Here is a 17,813-nt window from a genome sequence, read left to right as displayed (position 1 = left end):
GGGTCGGAATGAATCTCAAGGCTCTGAACAGACGTCAGTTCCTGCGCGCGAGCGGTGCCGTTGGCTGTTGTGCGGCGGCAAGTCCGCTGGTTGCGCCGGTAGCTTTGGCATCGGCACCCTGGGACCAACGGCTGGTGGTCATTGTCCTGCGCGGCGGCATGGACGGGCTCGACGTTCTGCGCCCCCATGGCGACCCGGACCTGGTGCGATTGCGGCAGCGCTGGCTGGCGCCGGATGCGCAGGCGGGGATGCGGGATCTTGATGGTTTTTTCGGCCTGCACCCGGCGTTGGACGGGCTCTGGTCACTCTGGCAGGCGGGCGAGCTGGGTTTCGCCCACGCCGTTTCCACGCCCTATCGCGACAAGCGCAGCCATTTCGACGGCCAGGACCTGCTGGAGGCCGGGGCGTCCCACAGGCCGAACGGAACAGTACCGCGCGATGGCTGGCTGAACCGGATGTTGCAGCAGGTGCCCGGGCTGCAGGCCGAGACGGCCTTCTCGATCGGGCAGGAAAACATGCTGTTGCTGCGCGGGGCGGCAGATGTGTCGAACTGGGCGCCCGATGCCGGCTTTCGGCTGTCGTCGCAGGGGCAACGCCTTTTGCAAGCCGTCTACGAGGAGGATGACGCCTTCCACGAAGCATTGGAGGAGGCGATCGCGCTGATGTCCGAGATCGAGGCCGATGAGGCAGCGGAGGCGCCGGACGATAACATGATGGCGATGAGCGAGATGATGGCGGCGTCGAAGAACAACCGACGCAATCTCGACATGGTCGAGTTCCTCGTTGGCCGGCTGCGCCGCGAGACGCGGATCGCCGCCTTTTCGATTGCCGGTTGGGACACGCATCGCAACCAGACCATGCTGCTCTCACGGGCGCTCGGGCAGCTTTCGGAGACGATCATGGCGCTCAGGGTCGGGCTCGGACCGCTCTGGTCGAAGACGGCTGTGGTGGCGATGACCGAGTTCGGCCGCACCGCGCGGGAGAACGGCACACGCGGGACCGATCACGGGACGGGTGGCGCGATGCTCTTTGCCGGTGGTGCAATCCGGGGCGGGAGGGTGCATGGCAGTTGGCCCGGGCTTGGCGAGGACGCGCTTTATGCCGGGCGCGACCTGATGCCGACGGCCGATGTCCGCTCCTATGCGGCGGCGGTGATGCGGGAGCATCTCGGATTTTCGCGCTCCGTCCTGGAACAGACCGTTTTCCCGGGGCTGGACATGGGCGAGATCCGGGGGCTGATTGCCTGATCGGGAAGCTACCTGCACGGCGGTACAACTGGCCAAAGAGCGAACCTGCCAACAGGAGGGAGACATTGGATCCCCGTTCGCACAACCGCGGTTGCATCGCACGCAGCTTCGATCAAGTGGCCGAACCGACACAGAGTGCTGCCCGTCTTGCCAGAAGACCAGCAGGGTCTGTTTTGGCGAATTGCGGTGCCCGCGCGGCGCGGTCCGGGGCTCCGCAGTAGCGCTCACGAGGCAGTCAGAACGGGCCGGTTCCTGTTAGGCGCGTTTCCACCAGATCGCTGATCTCGCCAATCGCGCTGCGCGAGGGCAGGCGGTTCAATACCGCAGCTTGGAGCGTGTTCGCGGCATCCGCGAGGGCGGAATCTCCGGCGCTCTGGGCGATGGACGACAGGAACTGCGCGACATACTCCATCTGCTCCGCATCCATCGGATGCGAGATGACCGAGGCCACGTGGGAGAGATCGTCCCGCAGCGCGATGAGGTCGGGCGCGACCGTGTCGGAGCTGAGAACGCGCGGCCCACCCGGCTGCTCTTCCATTGGCAGGTGGATCAGCACAGCCTGTTGGAAGCTCGCGAGACTGGTAATGGGTTTTTCCAGAAAGCCATCTGCACCAGCGGCCAGCGCTTCGGTTTCCGCTGCGCTGTCGCCGCTGGTTCCGAGGATGACAGGCACGCGCTGGTCCGAGGCAACGAGTTCCCGGATCAGATCGGCGCCGGAGCCATCCGGCAGACCCATGTCGACGATCACGGCGCTTGGCCGGTAGACCGCGAGGTGACGATGGGCGGAGGCCAGGCAATCGGCCCGGCGGATGCGTGCGCCGGAGCGCAGGCAGAGCAGGCGCATTGCCTCGCAGGCGAAACGACTGTCTTCGACGACCAGAACGGTCAGGCCCAGGAGGGGACGCTCGGGCGTGGGTTTGCGCGCCATCATCTGGGTGGTGAGTTCATCAGGCATGGTCCTTCCCTTTCCTATTCCCTCTCACATGAGGGTGATTCTGCCTAACGGACGGTAAACAGCCGCCACCCGGACGCTGCGCCGCAGGCGCGGAGCCTTGCAGAAACTGCCCTTACGGCGCGATAAGGCGCGCGAAACGCTTCTCTACCCTTCAAAGGAGTCGAAAATGATCGGACGTCTGAATCACGTCGCCATTGCAGTGCCGGATCTCGAAGCCGCCGCCGAGCAATATCGCAACACGCTGGGTGCCAAGGTCGGCGAGCCGCAGGACGAGCCGGATCACGGCGTCACCGTGGTCTTCATCGAGCTGCCCAACACCAAGGTCGAGCTGCTCTTCCCGTTGGGCGAGAAATCCCCGATCCAGGGCTTCCTCGACAAGAACCCGGCCGGTGGCATCCACCACATGTGCTATGAGGTCACCGACATCATCGCCGCCCGCGACGCGCTGTTGGAAAAGGGCGCCCGTGTTCTTGGCAATGGCGAGCCGAAGATCGGCGCGCACAAGAATCCGGTCCTCTTCCTGCATCCGAAAGACTTCAACGGCTGCCTGATCGAGCTCGAACAGGTCGGCTGACGCGTTTCCCGTTCAGACCGTAGCGGCAAAGGCAGCCTTTCGCCTTTGGCTCCGGCGCATTTGCCGCTACATCCTGTTCTTGGAATAGAATGGGAAGCTTTCTGAATGGCGATTACCTCCGCGCTCGTCCTGCTGGCCGTGATCTGGTTCATGCTGCTCTTCATCGTGTTGCCGCTCCGGCTGACCACGCAGGAAGAGGCGGGAGATATCGTCCCGGGCACGCCGGCCTCCGCGCCGACCAACCCGCAGCTCAAGCGCAAGGCGAAGATCATCACGCTCATCGCTCTGCCGCTTTGGGCTATTCTTTGCGCGATCATCCTGACTGGCGCGATAACCGTTGACGATTTCGACCTGTTCCATAGGTTCGGACCGGGGAGCGAAACGCCCGCGTCATCGGAGTAAAAAGATGAAAACCCTGCTGAAATTCGGCCTTTCCCTGGCATTGCTTGCTCCCGCAGCTGCAATCGCCGAGGGCATGGCCAACATGGCGAACCCCGCCGCTGTCTTCTGCAAAGAGCAGGGCGGAAAATACCTGATCGTCAGCGACGACAAAGGCGAGCGCGGGCTTTGCGAACTGCCCGATGGCACCACGGTCGATGGCTGGGACTATTTCCGCGAGAACTGGGACAAGGCGTCTAGCGGGAACTGACCGCGACGTCGCGCGACTCCAGCCTGTGATAGAGGTGGGTGAAGGTCGCCGCTCCCAGGATCGGCACGAAAAGATTCACGATCGGGATCGATAGCGGCGCAGCCATGAGCGCGCCGGCCAGCCAGATCTCAGGCAAATGGCGCCTGCGCGCGGCCTTGGCGCCGGCGCGGCCGACCCGGCGCATGGCGACGAGCTGGAAATACTCCCTCCCGAGCAGGAAGCCGTTGACGATCCAGAACAGGATCGGCGCGAAGGGCCCGACCATGAAGTAGAGGATCAGCGCGACCAGGTTCACGATCAGGATCAGGCCAAGGAAACTGATTGAGTCTTTCAGCGCCTCGCCCCAGTTCACCGGCGGCGCCGGGGGCAGATGCGGGTAGTGGCTGGATTCCACCGCCTCGGCGACTTCGTCGAGGAAAAGCCCGGTGAAGGCAGAGGCGACCGGCACCATCAGGAAGACCGAGGCCAGCAGCATAAGACCGATCGTGGCGGCCGAAAAGATCTCCCCGGGCAGGCCGATGGAATAGCCGAACAGCGTGAAGCTCTCCGGCAGCAGCCATCCCACGAGCCAGACCAGCCCCCATGTCGCACCAGCCAGCAGTCCCACGGTCAGGCCGAGGCCGAGGAAGAAGACCTTGAGGAAGCGCCGATCGCTCAGCTGTCCAAGGGCGAGGGAGACATCCGAGAACAAGTTCATTCATCAACCCATTGCACAATGGCATCGAGATCCGGGCGGGGGCGCTCGGGCGGCGTGCGCGTCTCGGAGCCGATATGCAGGAAGCCGGCGACGAATTCATGCGGTTTCAGCGCCAGCCCCTCTTCGAGGAAGGGACGGTCGAAACTGGCCCATCCCGTCAGCCAGTTGGCGCCCCAGCCGGCGGCGAGGGCAGCGGCGAGCAGGTTCTGGCAGGCGGCACCGGCCGAAAGCACCTGTTCCAGTTCGGGCACGGCATCGTTGAGCTTCGGCGCGCCGATCACGGCGACAACGAGATCGGCATCGGCGAACTGGCGCACCATCTTCTCGGCCTGTTCAGGGGCGATGCCAAGGGCGATGGCGCGATCGGGGATCATCAGCGCAAGCCGCTCCAGCGCCGGTTTCGTCAGCACGATAAAGCGCCAGGGCTCCAGCTTCTTGTGATCGGGCGTGCGTGCGGCGATGGCCAGCAGTGGACGCAGCGCTGCGGCATCGGGCACCGGCGTGGTCAGTGTCTTTGCCGGGCGCGAGCGGCGTGTGGCGAGAAAGTCGAGAGCGGCCTGATTGGGCTGGGGCATGGGGTCTCCTGCAAACCTGTAGGCCCCTAGTTAAGTACTCCCGAAGAGATCCTCCAGATCCGAGATGAGTCCATCGACCATTCTGTCATGCCGCGGACCGGGCTGGCGGGCGGCGACGGTCTCGGCCAGCGGGTCCTGGGCGCGGGTCGGGGCGCCGGAAAGGGCCTCCAGCGCGGCATGGCCGCAGAAGGGCACATAGACCTCCGAATAGCCGCCTTCATGAACCAGCACGAGCCGCCCGTCGCAGAGATCGTCGGCCGCCGCGCGGGTGCGGGCGGTCAGGGCACGAAAGGTCTCGGCGCTGGCGAGCATACGTGAAAGCGGGTCAATGGCGCAGGCGTCGAAGCCGCAGGCGACAACGATCACATCGGGTCGGAACCGTTCCAGCGCGGGGAGGACGAGCCGGTCGAAGGCCGCGAGATAGCCGAAATGTCCGGTGCCCGGGGGCAGGGGAATGTTCATGTTGGCGCCGAACCCCGCGCCCGCACCGCGATCCTCTGCATCGCCGGTGTCGAGCGGGTAATTGCGCTCCTGGTGCATCGAGATCGTGAGAACCTCGGCGCGGTCATAGAAGATCGCTTCGGTGCCATTGCCGTGATGCACGTCCCAGTCCAGCACGGCGACCCGGCCGACGAGACCTTCGGCGAGGGCGGCCTCGACGGCGATGGAGATATTGGCGAGGAGACAGAACCCGTTGGGGAACTCGGGCAGGCAGTGATGTCCCGGCGGGCGAGAAAGCGCATAGGAGCTGTCGAGTTCGCCGTTCAGCACGTCGAACAGGGCCGCCCGGGCGAGACCGGCCGAGAGCGTGGCGATTTCATACCCGCCCTGCCCGAAGGGTGTGCGCAGCCCAAGCTCGCCACCGCCCTGTGCCGAAAGCTCTCGAAACTCGCGCAGGTAGCCGCGCGGATGCACGCGCAGCAATTCTTCTTCGGTCGCAGGGTCGGCGCCACGCAGGGACAGGTGCTTGTCGAGCCCACTCACCCGTATCAGGTTCAGCAACCGCCGCTTTGCCTCCGGATTTTCCGGCAGGCCGCCCTGGACCGGCTGGACCAATCCGCCGACTGGCAGTGTCATCGCGTAATTTCCGCCGCCATGCCAGAAACAGTGTTCGTCCCAGTAAAACCCCGTGGCCACGATGGTACTCCCTTCGACCCGCTGCTAGCCTAAGGGCGCATCCGCGTAACTGGAAGAAGTCATGAAGAAAGCGACATTGGCGCATCTTGCCACACCGGGTGCGGAGATCGCGGTGCGCGTGACGCCGAAGGCCTCGCGCAATGTCGTCGAGCCCGGCCCGGCGGGGCTGCGGGTCTATGTCACGACAGCGCCGGAAGGCGGCAAGGCCAATGCGGCCGTGCGAAAGCTGTTGGCCAAGGCGCTAGGAGTTGCGCCGACCAGTCTGACATTGGTCCGGGGCGAGACCGCGCGGGAAAAAGTGTTTCGAGTCGCGTGACACTCGGGCGCGAAAGGGGACGGAGAGGGCGAACGCTTGCTGCGGGTGCAAATCTGCGCAGCAAGCGCCGAGCCTGCCCGCCGGAATGCGCGACGATTCCTGTTCCTTTCGATTTGTCAGGACGCGCCCAAGCCGTTCACTCCCATGGGCGTTCGGCGACGACATGCGTCCGTCGGGAAGCTCCGGAACTGGCCCGGTGACCAGCCCCCGTTTTCCCCAGCGACCCCATGAGTCCTTGGCGCGCCAGGCGTTGTTGTCACGAGATACACAGCTTTCGCCGTCCTTAGGTCTCGGCCTTCCGTCGGGCGCCAGACAACAACAGCAGCGCCGCGCCCAACAGGAATGCCCCCGTCGTGATGGCCCAGCTTCCGGCGAGAAACACCCCGAGCGCACCGACCGTCGTGGTGACTTCGAAGGGCAGGATCCCTTGCAGCGGCGGCCAGAGACCGCCATCCAGCACGACATGGCCCAACGTGACCAGCGCCAGCGCCGCAATCGCCAGCGCCGAAAGCTGTGTCAGCACCGAGACCAGCCGTGCCCGCCGGGGCTGGACCAGCGCCCGGCGCATGGCTTCGACCTGCCGCTGGACATCTTTTTGCACCGCCAGAAGTGCGGGCACCATCAGCAGCACCAGCACCACGCCGAAGCCGAGCCCGTAGACCAGCGTTATCACCGTTGGCTTGAGGAACTGTGCCTGCCGCGACGGCTCGTAGAGCAGCGGGGTCAGGCCGATCACCGTTGTCAGGGTCGTCAGCAACACCGGGCGAAGCCGGTCGGCGGCCGCGTCGATCACCGCCGGGACAAGGCCGCGATCCCGCGAATACTCGTCCACGGTCGTCACCAGCACGATGGAATCGTTGATAATGATGCCGGACATGCCGATCAGCCCGATAATGGTGAACATCGAGAGCGGCATGTTCCAGGCCGCATGGCCGTAGATCGCGCCGATGAAACCGAAGGGGATGACAGCCATGATCAGCAAAGGCCGCGTCCAACTCGAAAACACCCAGGCCAGGGTTAGGAAGATCCCCATCAGGCAGAGCCCGTAGCCCACCAGCGCGTCGTTGAAAAAGTCCTGTTCCTGCTCGGCCAACCCCGAAAGCCGCCATTGCACACCCTGTTCCTGCTCGATCCGTGGCAGGATCTCCTCGCGCAGGCTCTTCAGGATCTCCTCGGCCCGCGCCGGATCGTCTTCCGAGATGTCGCCGGTGACGGAAACGATGCGAATGCCGTTCTCGCGGTGGATGGTGGAGAAACCGGTGCGGCGGGAGACCTCGACGAGATCGGCCAGCGGCACATACTGCCCGGCCTCGCTGCGCAGCTGGGTGCGCGCCATGAAATCCGCCGTCAACTCCTCCTCCGGCAGCTCGACCCGGATCTCGGCGCTGCGCGGCCCGACCGGGAAGGTCGCTGCCTCGATTCCGCCGAGCCGGTTGCGCAACACGCGCCCGAGCCCGTCGATGGTGAAGCCGAGGGCCGCGCCCTGTGGCGTCAACTCGAGGATCAGCTCCTCCTTGTCGTAGGAGAGCGTGTCCTCGACCGCCGAAACCTCGCCAAACTGGCCCACGGCAGTCTTGAGCGCCTCCGCCGCGGCCTTGAGACGCTCAGAACTGGCGCCGAAGAGCTGCACGTCGAGCGCGTCGCCACCCGGGCCGGAGCGCCAGCCCCGGAAGGAGATCGTCTCAACCAGCGGGTGCCGTTCCACGCGGTCCTGCAGGTCGGAGACGAACTGGAAACTCGAATAGGGACGCAGGTCGGGGTCGATCAGTTCCACGGCGATGGAGCCAAGCTGGTCGGCATCCTTGTTCTCGACGCCCGAGAGCCCGCGCCCTGTATTGCCGCCAACCTCGGCCAGCGCATAGGTCACGGGCGGGGTGCCGTATTTCTCCGCATATTCGGCATCGAGCGCCTCGACGGTTGCCTGAAAGGCGCGCATCTGGGCAAGGGAATCCGCCCGGGTCGCGCCCGGCGCCATGGCGAAATTGCCCGAGACCGAACCCTCCTCCGGCGCCGAAAAGAAGCGGAAGGGCACGTCTCCGCGCACGAACAGGGCAACCTGAGTGGACAGGAGCAGGACCAGCGCGGCCAGCACCGGATACCGGGCCCAGAGCACGAACCCGACGAAGGGGCGGAAGGCATTGTGCCGGAACCAGCCGAAGCCGCGATTGACCTGCCGCGAGGGCCAGTCATACCAGCTCTCCTTTTCATTGGCGGCGTGGAGCGAATGGGCAAGGTGGTTGGGCAGGATCAGGAAGCATTCGACCAGCGAGGCCATCAACACGACGATCACGGTGAAGGGGATATCAGCGATCATGTCGCCGAAGCGGCCCTCGATGAAGGTCAGGCCGGCAAAGGCGATGACAGTGGTGATCGTCGCCGAAAACACCGGGCCAGTCATGCGCCGCGCCGCGCGCTCGGCAGCCACGGCCGGCGCCTCGCCCAGTTGGCGCACGCGGAAGTCGGCATGTTCGCCAACAACGATCGCGTCATCGACGATGATGCCAAGCGTGATCAGCAACGCGAAAAGCGAGATCATGTTGAGCGTCAGCCCGGCCGCATACATCAGCGCAATGGCCGAGAGCAGCGCCACCGGGATGCCCGCCGCAACCCAGAGCGCCGTGCGGGCGTTCAAGAACAGGAAGAGCAGGCCCACGACGAGCGCCAGCCCGGTGAGCGCATTGTCCAGCAGGACGCCGATACGGCTGGAAATGGCCTCCGATCGGGTCCGGATCAGCTCGATTGTGACCCCTTCGGGCAAGCCCAGCATCATCTCCTCGGAGACCGACTCGATATCGGCCTGGATATCCAGCGCGTCGCCCTGCGCGGAGCGGTCCACCCGGACCGAGATGGCCGGGTCCGGGCCGCGGAAATAGCTGCGCTGCCGGTCGGCGCCCTCGGTGCGGATCGTGGCAACATCGCCGATGGTCAACCGCGCGCCGTCGCGGGCCGAGCGCAGCGGGATACCCGCGATCTCCTCGGCCGATCGTTTCTCGCGCCCCGTGCGTACCCGCGCATTGGCGCCCTGAACATCGCCGGCCGGGTCCGCGGCGACCTCGCCGGCAATCGCATCGGCGATTTCGGCCATGGTCACGTTGTGCCGCACCAGTTCCAGCGTCGGAACTTCGACGATGACCTGCGGCGCCGCCAGCCCCCGGATTGTCGTCCGGGTCACCCCTTCGGCAAAGAGCCGGGAGACGAATTCATCGGTGAATTGTGCCAGAAGTTCGACCCCGACCGGCCCCGAGATCACCACGTCCGACACCCGGTCCCGCCACGCGCGCCGCCGCACGACCGGGTCGTCGGCATCCTCCGGCAGGGTGGTCACCGCGTCCACCGCCTGCTGAACGTCTTCCGCTGCCTGGCCCATATCCACGCCCGGCTCGAATTCCAGCGAGATCGAGGCCCGCCCTTCGCTCGATGTCGAAAAGGAGGAAGACACCCCGTCCACCGCCAGAAGCGTCGGCTCCAGCAATTCGACGATGGCGCGGTCGACATCATCCGCACCGGCCCCGTCCCAGGCAACCGAGACGGAGACCTCGTCGAGAACCACGTCCGGGAAGAACTGCGCCCGCATGCGCGGCAGCGAGAAAAGCCCCGCCGCGATCAGGAACACGAGAAGTAGGTTCGCGGCGGTGGCGTGGCGGGTGAAGTAGGAGAGGAGCCCGCGGGCGCTATCGGCAGCTTGCGACATGGCTCAGCCCCCCATGCGGCTTTCGAGCCGCTCGACCATCCGCGCCGGCACCATCTCTTCGCGCAGCTGCGACAGCACCCGTTCACGCGCCTCGGCCGGCATCCGGCTGTTTGCCTCGACCGCCGCGATCAGCGCCGCGCGCCGCTCCGGCGACAGAGCGATCATCTCCTGATCGCCCCCGCCCTGGCCCCCGGCCATGGCCGTGCCCTGACCGCCGCCCTGCGCGACCTGCTCCGCCGCCTCTGCCGAAAGATCGCGCACAAGTACGCCCGGTCCCAGAAGCGGTGAGCGTTCGGTCACGACCCGTTTGCCTTCCAGCCCTGCGGCGGCGACGATCACGTTATCGCCCTGACGGCGCAGCAGCTCGACCTCGGCCACCGTGAGCCGGTTCTCCGGCCCGATCACCAGCACCGAGCTGGCCGCATCGACCGCCGTTGCCGGCAGCACGGCGACGTCGCTCAACTCCGGTTCGCGCACATGTACGGTGACAAAATCGCCCGGCCGGAAGCCGGCATAGTCGTCCAGCCGCGCGAAGATCAGGCGCCCGGTCTGTCCCTCGCCGACCGAGGCATCGACACGGCTGATCTGTCCGCGCGCCTCGAGATCCAGGCCCAGCACGTCCAGAGTGGCGCGGACGGGGGCGTCGATCAACGACCCGTCCGCATCCAGCAGGCGGGCATATTGCGTGGTCGAGAGCCGGAAGGCGACCTCCAGCGTGTTAGGGTCGATCAGCGTCGCAAGCCGTTCATTCATCGAGACAAGCCCGCCCTCGACGATATCGACATCCGCGAGCGTGCCGGTGAAGGCGGCATGGACCTCGGTATCTTCCAGCCCGCGCTCGGAATCGGAGAGCGCAAGGCGGGCGCGCCCGAGCTGGTTGCGGGCCTGTTCGAGCCGGTTCTCGGCCGAGGCCTCGGCCATCTGGCGCGAGACGACGGCCTGGTTGGCGGAAGATTCGGCGAGCGCGGCGGTCTCGATTGCCGCTTCCGTGCCGACACCGCGATTGGCGAGGTCCCGCTGCCGCTGCAGCGCCTGACTGCGCAGCTCCGCCTGGGCGCGCGCGGCTGCCAGCTCGTCGCGCACGAGAGCGATATTGCGTTCCGCATCGCGCAGCTCGACCTCGGCTTCGGCAAGATCGGTCCGGGCGCGTTCCAGATCGGATTCCGCATCCGTGGGATCGATCCGGGCGAGCAGGCTGCCCTGCTGCACCGTGGCGCCCGCGTCAAAATCCGCGGCCAGCTCGACAATCCGCCCTGCAGCCCCGGCCCGCACCTCAAGCATCCGGCGGCTCTCGACCTGTCCGAAGGCGGTGATGACCGGCGCGACGGCCTGCGCCTCGACGGAGACGGAATTGACCGCCATAATCCGCTCGCGGGCGGGACGCTCTCGGCTCTCGCGCGCCATCCGTTCTTCGACCGCCTGGTTGAAGACGATCCCGGCATAGGCGAGCACGCCCAAAGTGACCGAAAACAGGAACAGTCCGACCAGGGATCGGCGAAGAAACTGCATGTTCGGGTCCTTCCGGTTTCTGCTGTGCAGCACTGCTGCTCAACCTAGCCCGGTTTGTCCAGAGCGCAAAGGCACGGCTTCGTTACGAACAGCGAGCGTGGGACCCGCCAGCGGCAGATCGATCAAGGAAGTGGCACCGGCGCGAAACAGTGACCCGAAACGGTCAGGCAGGTGTTGCAACGAAGGACGCGCGCCCGGTCAAGGCGCGCGTTGAATTGACTGCTGTATCACTGTGAAAGGCCGCCAGGCGGGGCGCTGTTAATGCACGTCCACCGGGATCATGTCATTCTGCCGGGCGAGATCAAAGGCCAGGCCGCGCCCCTGCACCAGCGCCAGCCTTTGGCCGTCCGCGTCATGCACCGCGTAGAGCTTCTTCACTCCCTCAGCCTGCGCGCGCAGCTCATCCGGAAGGTCGTCCGGCACGACCGGACGAATATAGACGATAGGCCGGCTTTCCGGCGTCTGCGCCTCGAAATCGAGTTTATGGTCCATTTCCGCCTCCTTATGCCCGGTTGATCTCGATTGTCTGCACCACGGTCTCTGGTTGCAGCTGTTCAAGGTCGACATGCAGCAACCCGTTTTCCATCGTCGCGCCGGTGACCTCGACCCCGTCGGCCAGCACGAAACTGCGCTGGAACTGGCGGGCGGCGATGCCGCGATGCAGGAAGATCCGTTCGCAATCCTCTTCGGACTGCCGGCCTCTGATGACCAGTTGGCGGTCCTCGATCGTGATCGACAGGTCGGCTTCGGCGAATCCGGCCACGGCAAGTGTTATGCGGAAGCTGCGCTCGCCGGATTGTTCGATATTATAAGGGGGATAGCCTTCGTTGCCGGATTTGGCGGTCCGTTCAACGAGGCGTTCGAGCTGCTCGAAGCCGAGCAGGAAGGGGTGCGACCCCAGGGCAGTCTTGGTCATCGGGCACGTCCTTTCACGAAGCGAGCATGCATATTGCGGACCCCGCAACCGGGCGCCCGGCTTCAAATATGGGCTCCGACACCCTCCGCTGCAAGGTAAGGCTTGGCGGAAGCCGGTCACAGGCCCTATAATCAATCCGTTACCGCGCAGAGTCTGCATGCAGGGACGGAATGAACACACCTACAGAAATGGATCCGATAGAGGTCAAGCGCGTCAAGCTACAGGTGCTGGCGCGTGAGCATCGTGACCTCGACGACGCGATCAGCGCATTGGAAGCCACAGGCACGGCCGATCCCTTCACGATACGTCGGCTGAAGAAGCAGAAGCTATACCTGAAGGACCAGATCGCCGTGCTCGAGGATGCCGTGACGCCTGACATTATCGCCTGAGGAAATGCCGGCGACGCTTGCGATTGCAACGCGACACGCGGGTGGTATTGTGCGCGCTCCTTTCAGATGGAGGGCGTGATGCCGGAGCCGAAGGTGGGAATCATCATGGGCAGCCAGTCGGACTGGCCGACCATGAAAGAAGCCGCGACAATCCTTGACGAACTGGGCGTGCCCTATGAGGCGCGCATCGTTTCCGCGCACCGGACGCCGGACCGTTTGTGGGACTATGGCAAGGGCGCTGCGGCGCGCGGGCTGAAGGCCATCGTGGCCGGTGCCGGCGGGGCCGCGCATCTGCCGGGCATGGTCGCCTCCAAGACGCGGGTGCCGGTGATCGGCGTGCCGGTGCAGAGCCGGGCACTCTCGGGCGTCGACTCTCTCTATTCCATCGTGCAGATGCCCAAGGGCTTTCCGGTCGCCACCATGGCCATCGGCGTTGCGGGTGCGGCCAATGGCGGGCTGATGGCTGCGGCGATCCTGGCCAACGAGGACCCGGACCTGGCCGAACGCCTCGATGCCTGGCGCGCGGCGCTCTCGGCCTCGATCCCCGAGGTGCCGGTCGATGAGTGAGCCCCTGCCTTCCGGATCTACCATCGGCATCCTTGGCGGCGGTCAGCTCGGGCGTATGCTCTCGGTCGCCGCGTCGCGGCTCGGCTATCGCTGCCATATCTTCGAGCCCGGCGCCGCGCCCGCTGGCGACGTGGCCGCCAAGGTGACCAATTCACCCTATGACGACAGCGCAGCGCTTGAGGCTTTCGCCCGCTCGGTCGATGTCGTGACGTTCGAGTTTGAGAACGTGCCCGCCGAGGCGCTCGATCGTCTCGAAGCGATCCGCCCGCTGCGCCCCAACCGCAAGGCGCTGGCCGTCAGCCAGGACCGGTTGGTGGAGAAAGACTTCCTGACCGGGTTGGGGCTGGAGACAGCACCCTATGCCAATGTCGAGAGCCTCGCCGACCTCGAAGCGGCAGTGGAAACGCTCGGCTGCCCGTCGATCCTGAAGACCCGCCGTCTGGGCTATGACGGCAAAGGACAGGTTCGGCTCACAGCACCGGAAGAGGCCGCGAGCGGTTTCGAGGCGATGAAGGGCGCAGCGGCCGTTCTGGAAGGCTTTGTCGAGTTCTCGAGCGAAATTTCTGTCATTGCCGCGCGCGGGGCGGATGGGCAGGTCGCCTGTTTCGATCCCGGCGAGAACCTGCATGAGGGCGGCATCCTGCGCCGCACGACCGTTCCGGCCCCGATCCCCGCGCGGCTGCGCACGGATGCGGTGCTTCTGGCCGGGCGCATCCTGAACGCGCTGGATTATGTCGGCGTGCTCGGGGTCGAGCTTTTCGTCACGCCACGCGGGCTGATCGTCAACGAGATCGCGCCGCGGGTTCATAACTCCGGTCACTGGACGCAGAATGGCTGCGCGGTCGACCAGTTCGAGCAGCATATCCGCGCCATTGCCGGCTGGCCGCTGGGCGACGGAAGCCGGCAGGCCGATGTGGTCATGGAGAACCTGATCGGTGAGGACATGGAGCGGGTGCCGGAACTGGCGGCGGATCCCGCCGTGGCGCTGCATCTCTATGGCAAGGCCGAGACCCGGGCCGGGCGCAAGATGGGGCATGCCAACCGGATTGCAGCGATGGGCGGGTAGCACGTCTGCACTTGGCGCGATTGGTGCGGCTTGGGTTGCGCGTCTTGTCTGGCGCAGTGGACGGTTGCTAAGCTCGATTATCTGCCGTTCCGACCTGCCCGCGTCGCTCCTGCCCAGTCGCACAGGCCAATCCCGGCGGTAAACCGCTCTTTGAGCCGGGTGCTATCCCATAGCAACGCCCTGCTGTTGACCTCCGAACGCTTTTTCGGCCCCTTGCCTCCATTGCCCGAAACGCGGAGATACTTCAGACATGCAGCTTACCAAGTCCCTTTCGTTCCTGATTGCCCTATGCCTCGCCCTGCCCGCAACCGCGGAACAAGGGCGTTTCTCCGTTTCCGTCGCCGGGTTCGGTGCCGGGACAATCGCCTATTCCGGCAGCGAATCCGGTGGGCGCTACAAGGCCAATGGCCAGGTCGCCTCATCGGGTCTTGCTCGCGGCCTCTACCCGGCCAATATCACGGTTGCGGTGAACGGGTCGGTCTCCGGAAACCGCTATGCACCGGCCACCTATAGCGAGAAGACGGTCAAACGGGGCAAGACCAAGACAGGCACGTTCCGGTTCTCCGGCGGCACACCGAGGGTCACGAAGAACCCGCCGGACAAGAACCGCAAATCCTATCACGCCAACGCTTCGGGCCAGAAGGGCACGGTTGATCCGATGACCGCGGCCTTCGCCATTCTGCGCGATCGCCCCGCCGATTTGGCCTGCAATCTCGACATCTCGCCCTATGACGGCCGGGAACGCACTCGAATTCGCATGGATGGCGGCACGCGCAAGGGCAACACCCTGACCTGCCCGGGGACCTATTCCCGTGTCGCCGGCTTCTCGCCCAAGGACATGGCAGAGAAGGTGCATTGGCCCTTCACCGTGATTTACAAGATCCAGTCCGACGGCACCCATCGCGTCACCGAGGTGGTTGTGCCGACAACGCTGGGCAAGGTCCGGATGCGCCGCCGATAGATGCCTCTGTCCCCACTCCCCATCGACGCCATCCTGCCCGATCTGGTCGCCACGCTGAGGCGCGCCGGCCAGGCGGTGCTGCAGGCGCCGCCGGGGGCGGGCAAGACCACCAGTGTGCCGCTGGCGCTGCTGGAGGCCGGGCTTACGCAGGGGCGCATCGTGATGCTGGAGCCGCGCCGGCTGGCCGCGCGGGCGGCGGCGGAGCGCCTGGCCGAGCAGCTTGGCGAAAGCGTGGGGCAGACGGTCGGGTACCGCATTCGCGGCGAGGCGAAACGCTCGAAGGCGACCCGGATCGAGGTGGTCACGGAAGGTATCCTGACCCGCATCCTGCAAACGGACCCGGAGCTGAGCGGCATCGGCGCTGTGCTCTTCGACGAGTTTCACGAGCGCTCGCTCAATGCCGATCTCGGGCTGGCGCTCTGTCTGGAAGTGCGCGAGGCGCTGCGCGAGGAACTGATCCTGCTGCCGATGTCGGCGACACTCGATGCCGGGCCGGTGGCGGAGCTGATGGGCGGCGCCCCCGTCCTGACCGCCGAGGGACGCGCCTTCCCGGTCGATCTGCACCATCTCGACGCGCCCCTGCCCAAGCGCCAACGTCTGGAAGAGGCGACGGCCGAGCTGGTCCTGCATGCGCATGACGCGAGCGCGGGCAGCCTTCTCGTCTTCCTGCCCGGCGAGGGCGAAATCCGGCGCACCGAGGCGCTTCTCAAGGCGAAACTGCCCCCGACAACCGCGCTTCACCCGCTTTTCGGCGCCATGGAGTTCAAGGCGCAGCGCGCCGCTATTGCCCCCGCCGCAACGGGACGCAAGATCGTGCTGGCGACCTCCATCGCCGAGACCTCGCTGACCATCGAGGGGATCACCTGTGTCGTCGATGCGGGTCGGGCCCGGCGCGCGCGCTTCGACCCCAGTTCCGGCATGTCCCGGCTGGTCACGGAGAAGGTCACCCGCGCTGAGGCGACGCAGCGCGCCGGCCGGGCCGGACGGTTGGCGCCGGGCGCCTGCTACCGGCTCTGGACGAAGGGCGAGGAGGGGGCGCTGGCCGCCTATCCGCCCGCCGAGATCGAGGCGGCGGATCTCACGGGGCTGGCGCTGGAACTGGCGCTCTGGGGCAGCGGGGACCTGCCTTTCCTGACGCCGCCGCCCGAAGGGGCACTGGCCGAGGCGCAGGCGCTGCTGGCCGCCCTTGGCGCGCTCGATGCGAGGGGGCAGATCACCAAGCATGGCCGCGCCATGGCCCGCTTGCCGTTGCATCCGCGGCTGGCGCATATGCTGCTCTCTGCCGGCAAGCCCGCCGCACCGCTGGCCGCGCTGATGGCCGAGCGCGACCCGCTGCGCGGCGCGCCGTCGGATCTCTCGCTCCGGCTCTCGGTGCTGAAAACCCCGAATTCCGCGCCCGGCACGCTCAATCGCGGCGCGCTGGAGCGCATTCGGAGCGAAGCCCGTCGCCTCGCCAACCTGGCGCCTGAAGCCAGGGAACGGCTCTCCGCCGCCGAGGCCGTGGCCCTCGCCTATCCTGACCGGATCGGCCTGCGCCGTCCCGGCGACGACCCGCGCTGGTTGCTCTCCGGCGGCAAGGGCGCGGTGATGGAAGAGAGCGATCCGCTGGCCGGGCAGCGCCTGCTCGTGGCCACCGATCTCGATGGCGATGCCCGCAATGCGAAGATCCGCCTTGCCCTGCCGCTGACCGAGAGCGAGCTGCGCGGGTTGTTTGCCGACCGGATCGACTGGCAGGACGTTGCCGAATGGTCTCGCCGCGAACGCCGGGTGGTGGCGCGCCAGCAGGAACGCTTCGGTGCTCTCGTGCTGGCGGATCGGATCTGGCGGGACGCCCCGCAAGAAGCGCTTTCCCTTGCCGCGCTGGAGGGCGTGCGCCAGCTTGGCCTGCCCATGTCGCCCGGGGCCCGACGCCTTCAGGCCCGGGCGCTGCTCTATCGCACCGAGGGCGGAGAGATTGTCGATCTCTCGGAAAAAGCGCTTCTGGAGACCGCCGAGAACTGGCTTCTGCCCTATCTCGGAAAGGTCCGGTCGGCGGAGGCCATTCGCGCGCTGGATCTCGTGGAGCCGTTGCGGCTGCATATCGGTTGGGACGGGATGCAGCGGCTCGACCGCGAAATACCCGGCAGTTTCACCACGCCGATGAACCGCAAGGTGCCCATCGACTACTCGGGCGAGGCGCCGGCGATCTCGCTGCGGGTGCAGGAGATGTTCGGTACGACCCGGCATCCGACCGTTGGCCCGCGCCACCTGCCGCTGCGGGTCACGTTGCTCTCGCCCGCCGGCCGGCCGGTTCAGACAACGATGGATATTCCGGGCTTCTGGGCCAGTTCCTATTCGGATGTGCGCAAGGACATGCGGGCGCGTTATCCCCGGCATCCCTGGCCGGAGGATCCGACCGAAGCAGACCCGACGCTGCGGGCGAAACCTCGGAAGTGACGCAGAGGGCTGGCATGCGGGCAAGCGATTGCGCGACGTGGTCTTGCGCCGAGAGCCGAACGGCCCGGTGTCACGGTGTAGCCGCCGCGCCCGCGCGTTTCCGCCACGGCATGGCACCCGATTGGTGC

General features: G+C 66.2%; 18 protein-coding genes. 10 read left to right on the top strand and 8 right to left on the bottom strand.

Annotation, left to right across the window (positions count from 1 at the left end; genetic code table 11):
- The first annotated feature begins 8 nt into the window (after positions 1 to 8).
- A complete protein-coding gene (locus R3X27_RS22560) occupies positions 9 to 1,247 on the top strand; it encodes a DUF1501 domain-containing protein (RefSeq protein ID WP_317711166.1) in 1,239 nt (412 codons plus the stop codon).
- A gap of 235 nt (positions 1,248 to 1,482) precedes the next feature.
- Here the strand turns inward: R3X27_RS22560 and R3X27_RS22555 are convergent, their stop codons facing one another.
- On the bottom strand, positions 1,483 to 2,202 hold the full coding sequence (locus R3X27_RS22555) for a response regulator (RefSeq protein WP_317711165.1): 720 nt from the start codon (positions 2,200 to 2,202) through the stop codon (positions 1,483 to 1,485).
- A gap of 166 nt (positions 2,203 to 2,368) precedes the next feature.
- On the opposite strand from R3X27_RS22555, the gene mce reads away from it, so the two are divergent.
- From mce to R3X27_RS22540, 3 genes are all read left to right on the top strand, one after another.
- A complete protein-coding gene (mce, locus tag R3X27_RS22550) occupies positions 2,369 to 2,776 on the top strand; it encodes a methylmalonyl-CoA epimerase (protein ID WP_317711164.1) in 408 nt (135 codons plus the stop codon).
- A 105-nt stretch (positions 2,777 to 2,881) separates the two neighbouring features.
- Complete coding sequence (locus tag R3X27_RS22545) at positions 2,882 to 3,178, top strand: DUF1467 family protein (protein ID WP_317711163.1); 297 nt, start codon at positions 2,882 to 2,884, stop codon at positions 3,176 to 3,178.
- Between the two features lie 4 nt (positions 3,179 to 3,182).
- The gene (locus R3X27_RS22540; RefSeq protein ID WP_317711162.1) at positions 3,183 to 3,425 is read left to right on the top strand and encodes a DUF333 domain-containing protein; all 243 of its coding nucleotides are present in this window, start codon (positions 3,183 to 3,185) and stop codon (positions 3,423 to 3,425) included.
- Here the strand turns inward: R3X27_RS22540 and R3X27_RS22535 are convergent.
- From R3X27_RS22535 to R3X27_RS22525, 3 genes are read right to left on the bottom strand one after another with little or no spacing between them, the layout of a single operon-like run.
- Positions 3,412 to 4,122: an EI24 domain-containing protein gene (locus R3X27_RS22535; RefSeq protein WP_317711161.1), complete on the bottom strand. Its 711-nt coding sequence runs from the start codon at positions 4,120 to 4,122 to the stop codon at positions 3,412 to 3,414. The genes R3X27_RS22540 and R3X27_RS22535 overlap by 14 nt on opposite strands.
- Positions 4,119 to 4,697: a nitroreductase family protein gene (locus R3X27_RS22530; protein WP_317711160.1), complete on the bottom strand. Its 579-nt coding sequence runs from the start codon at positions 4,695 to 4,697 to the stop codon at positions 4,119 to 4,121. The genes R3X27_RS22535 and R3X27_RS22530 overlap by 4 nt, the downstream gene beginning before the upstream one ends.
- Positions 4,698 to 4,727: 30 nt before the next feature.
- Entirely contained in the window at positions 4,728 to 5,834 is a 1,107-nt protein-coding gene (locus tag R3X27_RS22525; RefSeq protein WP_317711159.1) for a class II histone deacetylase, read from the bottom strand.
- A gap of 61 nt (positions 5,835 to 5,895) precedes the next feature.
- Between R3X27_RS22525 and R3X27_RS22520 the strand changes: the two genes are divergently transcribed.
- Positions 5,896 to 6,150: a DUF167 domain-containing protein gene (locus R3X27_RS22520; protein WP_317711158.1), complete on the top strand. Its 255-nt coding sequence runs from the start codon at positions 5,896 to 5,898 to the stop codon at positions 6,148 to 6,150.
- Between the two features lie 283 nt (positions 6,151 to 6,433).
- Here the strand turns inward: R3X27_RS22520 and R3X27_RS22515 are convergent, their stop codons facing one another.
- From R3X27_RS22515 to R3X27_RS22500, 4 genes are all read right to left on the bottom strand, one after another.
- A complete protein-coding gene (locus tag R3X27_RS22515) occupies positions 6,434 to 9,841 on the bottom strand; it encodes an efflux RND transporter permease subunit (protein WP_317711157.1) in 3,408 nt (1,135 codons plus the stop codon).
- Positions 9,842 to 9,844: 3 nt separating this feature from the next.
- Positions 9,845 to 11,350: an efflux RND transporter periplasmic adaptor subunit gene (locus R3X27_RS22510; RefSeq protein WP_317711156.1), complete on the bottom strand. Its 1,506-nt coding sequence runs from the start codon at positions 11,348 to 11,350 to the stop codon at positions 9,845 to 9,847.
- A 258-nt stretch (positions 11,351 to 11,608) separates the two neighbouring features.
- Positions 11,609 to 11,842, bottom strand: coding sequence for a DUF1150 family protein (locus tag R3X27_RS22505; protein WP_317711155.1), 234 nt, complete (start codon positions 11,840 to 11,842; stop codon positions 11,609 to 11,611).
- A 10-nt stretch (positions 11,843 to 11,852) separates the two neighbouring features.
- Complete coding sequence (locus R3X27_RS22500) at positions 11,853 to 12,266, bottom strand: Hsp20 family protein (RefSeq protein ID WP_317711154.1); 414 nt, start codon at positions 12,264 to 12,266, stop codon at positions 11,853 to 11,855.
- Positions 12,267 to 12,436: 170 nt separating this feature from the next.
- Here R3X27_RS22500 and R3X27_RS22495 point away from each other — a divergent pair, with 170 nt between their 5' ends.
- The 5 genes from R3X27_RS22495 to hrpB all read left to right on the top strand — a co-directional run bounded on the left by R3X27_RS22495 (position 12,437) and on the right by hrpB (position 17,685).
- Positions 12,437 to 12,655: a YdcH family protein gene (locus R3X27_RS22495; RefSeq protein WP_317711153.1), complete on the top strand. Its 219-nt coding sequence runs from the start codon at positions 12,437 to 12,439 to the stop codon at positions 12,653 to 12,655.
- A 78-nt stretch (positions 12,656 to 12,733) separates the two neighbouring features.
- Positions 12,734 to 13,222: a 5-(carboxyamino)imidazole ribonucleotide mutase gene (purE, locus tag R3X27_RS22490; RefSeq protein WP_317711152.1), complete on the top strand. Its 489-nt coding sequence runs from the start codon at positions 12,734 to 12,736 to the stop codon at positions 13,220 to 13,222.
- Positions 13,215 to 14,288, top strand: coding sequence for a 5-(carboxyamino)imidazole ribonucleotide synthase (locus R3X27_RS22485; RefSeq protein ID WP_317711151.1), 1,074 nt, complete (start codon positions 13,215 to 13,217; stop codon positions 14,286 to 14,288). Before purE ends, R3X27_RS22485 begins: the two co-directional genes overlap by 8 nt.
- Before the next feature lie 250 nt (positions 14,289 to 14,538).
- On the top strand, positions 14,539 to 15,249 hold the full coding sequence (locus R3X27_RS22480) for a DUF3108 domain-containing protein (protein ID WP_317711150.1): 711 nt from the start codon (positions 14,539 to 14,541) through the stop codon (positions 15,247 to 15,249).
- Complete coding sequence (gene hrpB, locus R3X27_RS22475; RefSeq protein ID WP_317711149.1) at positions 15,250 to 17,685, top strand: ATP-dependent helicase HrpB; 2,436 nt, start codon at positions 15,250 to 15,252, stop codon at positions 17,683 to 17,685. It abuts the gene before it with no gap.
- The last annotated feature ends 128 nt before the right edge of the window (positions 17,686 to 17,813 follow it).

Origin of the sequence: Tropicimonas sp. TH_r6, assembly GCF_033101155.1 — a bacterium.
Classification (GTDB): Bacteria; Pseudomonadota; Alphaproteobacteria; order Rhodobacterales; family Rhodobacteraceae; genus Tropicimonas.
The sequence above is the reverse complement of the archived record's forward strand: the minus strand, read 5'-3'. Positions and strand labels throughout refer to the sequence as shown.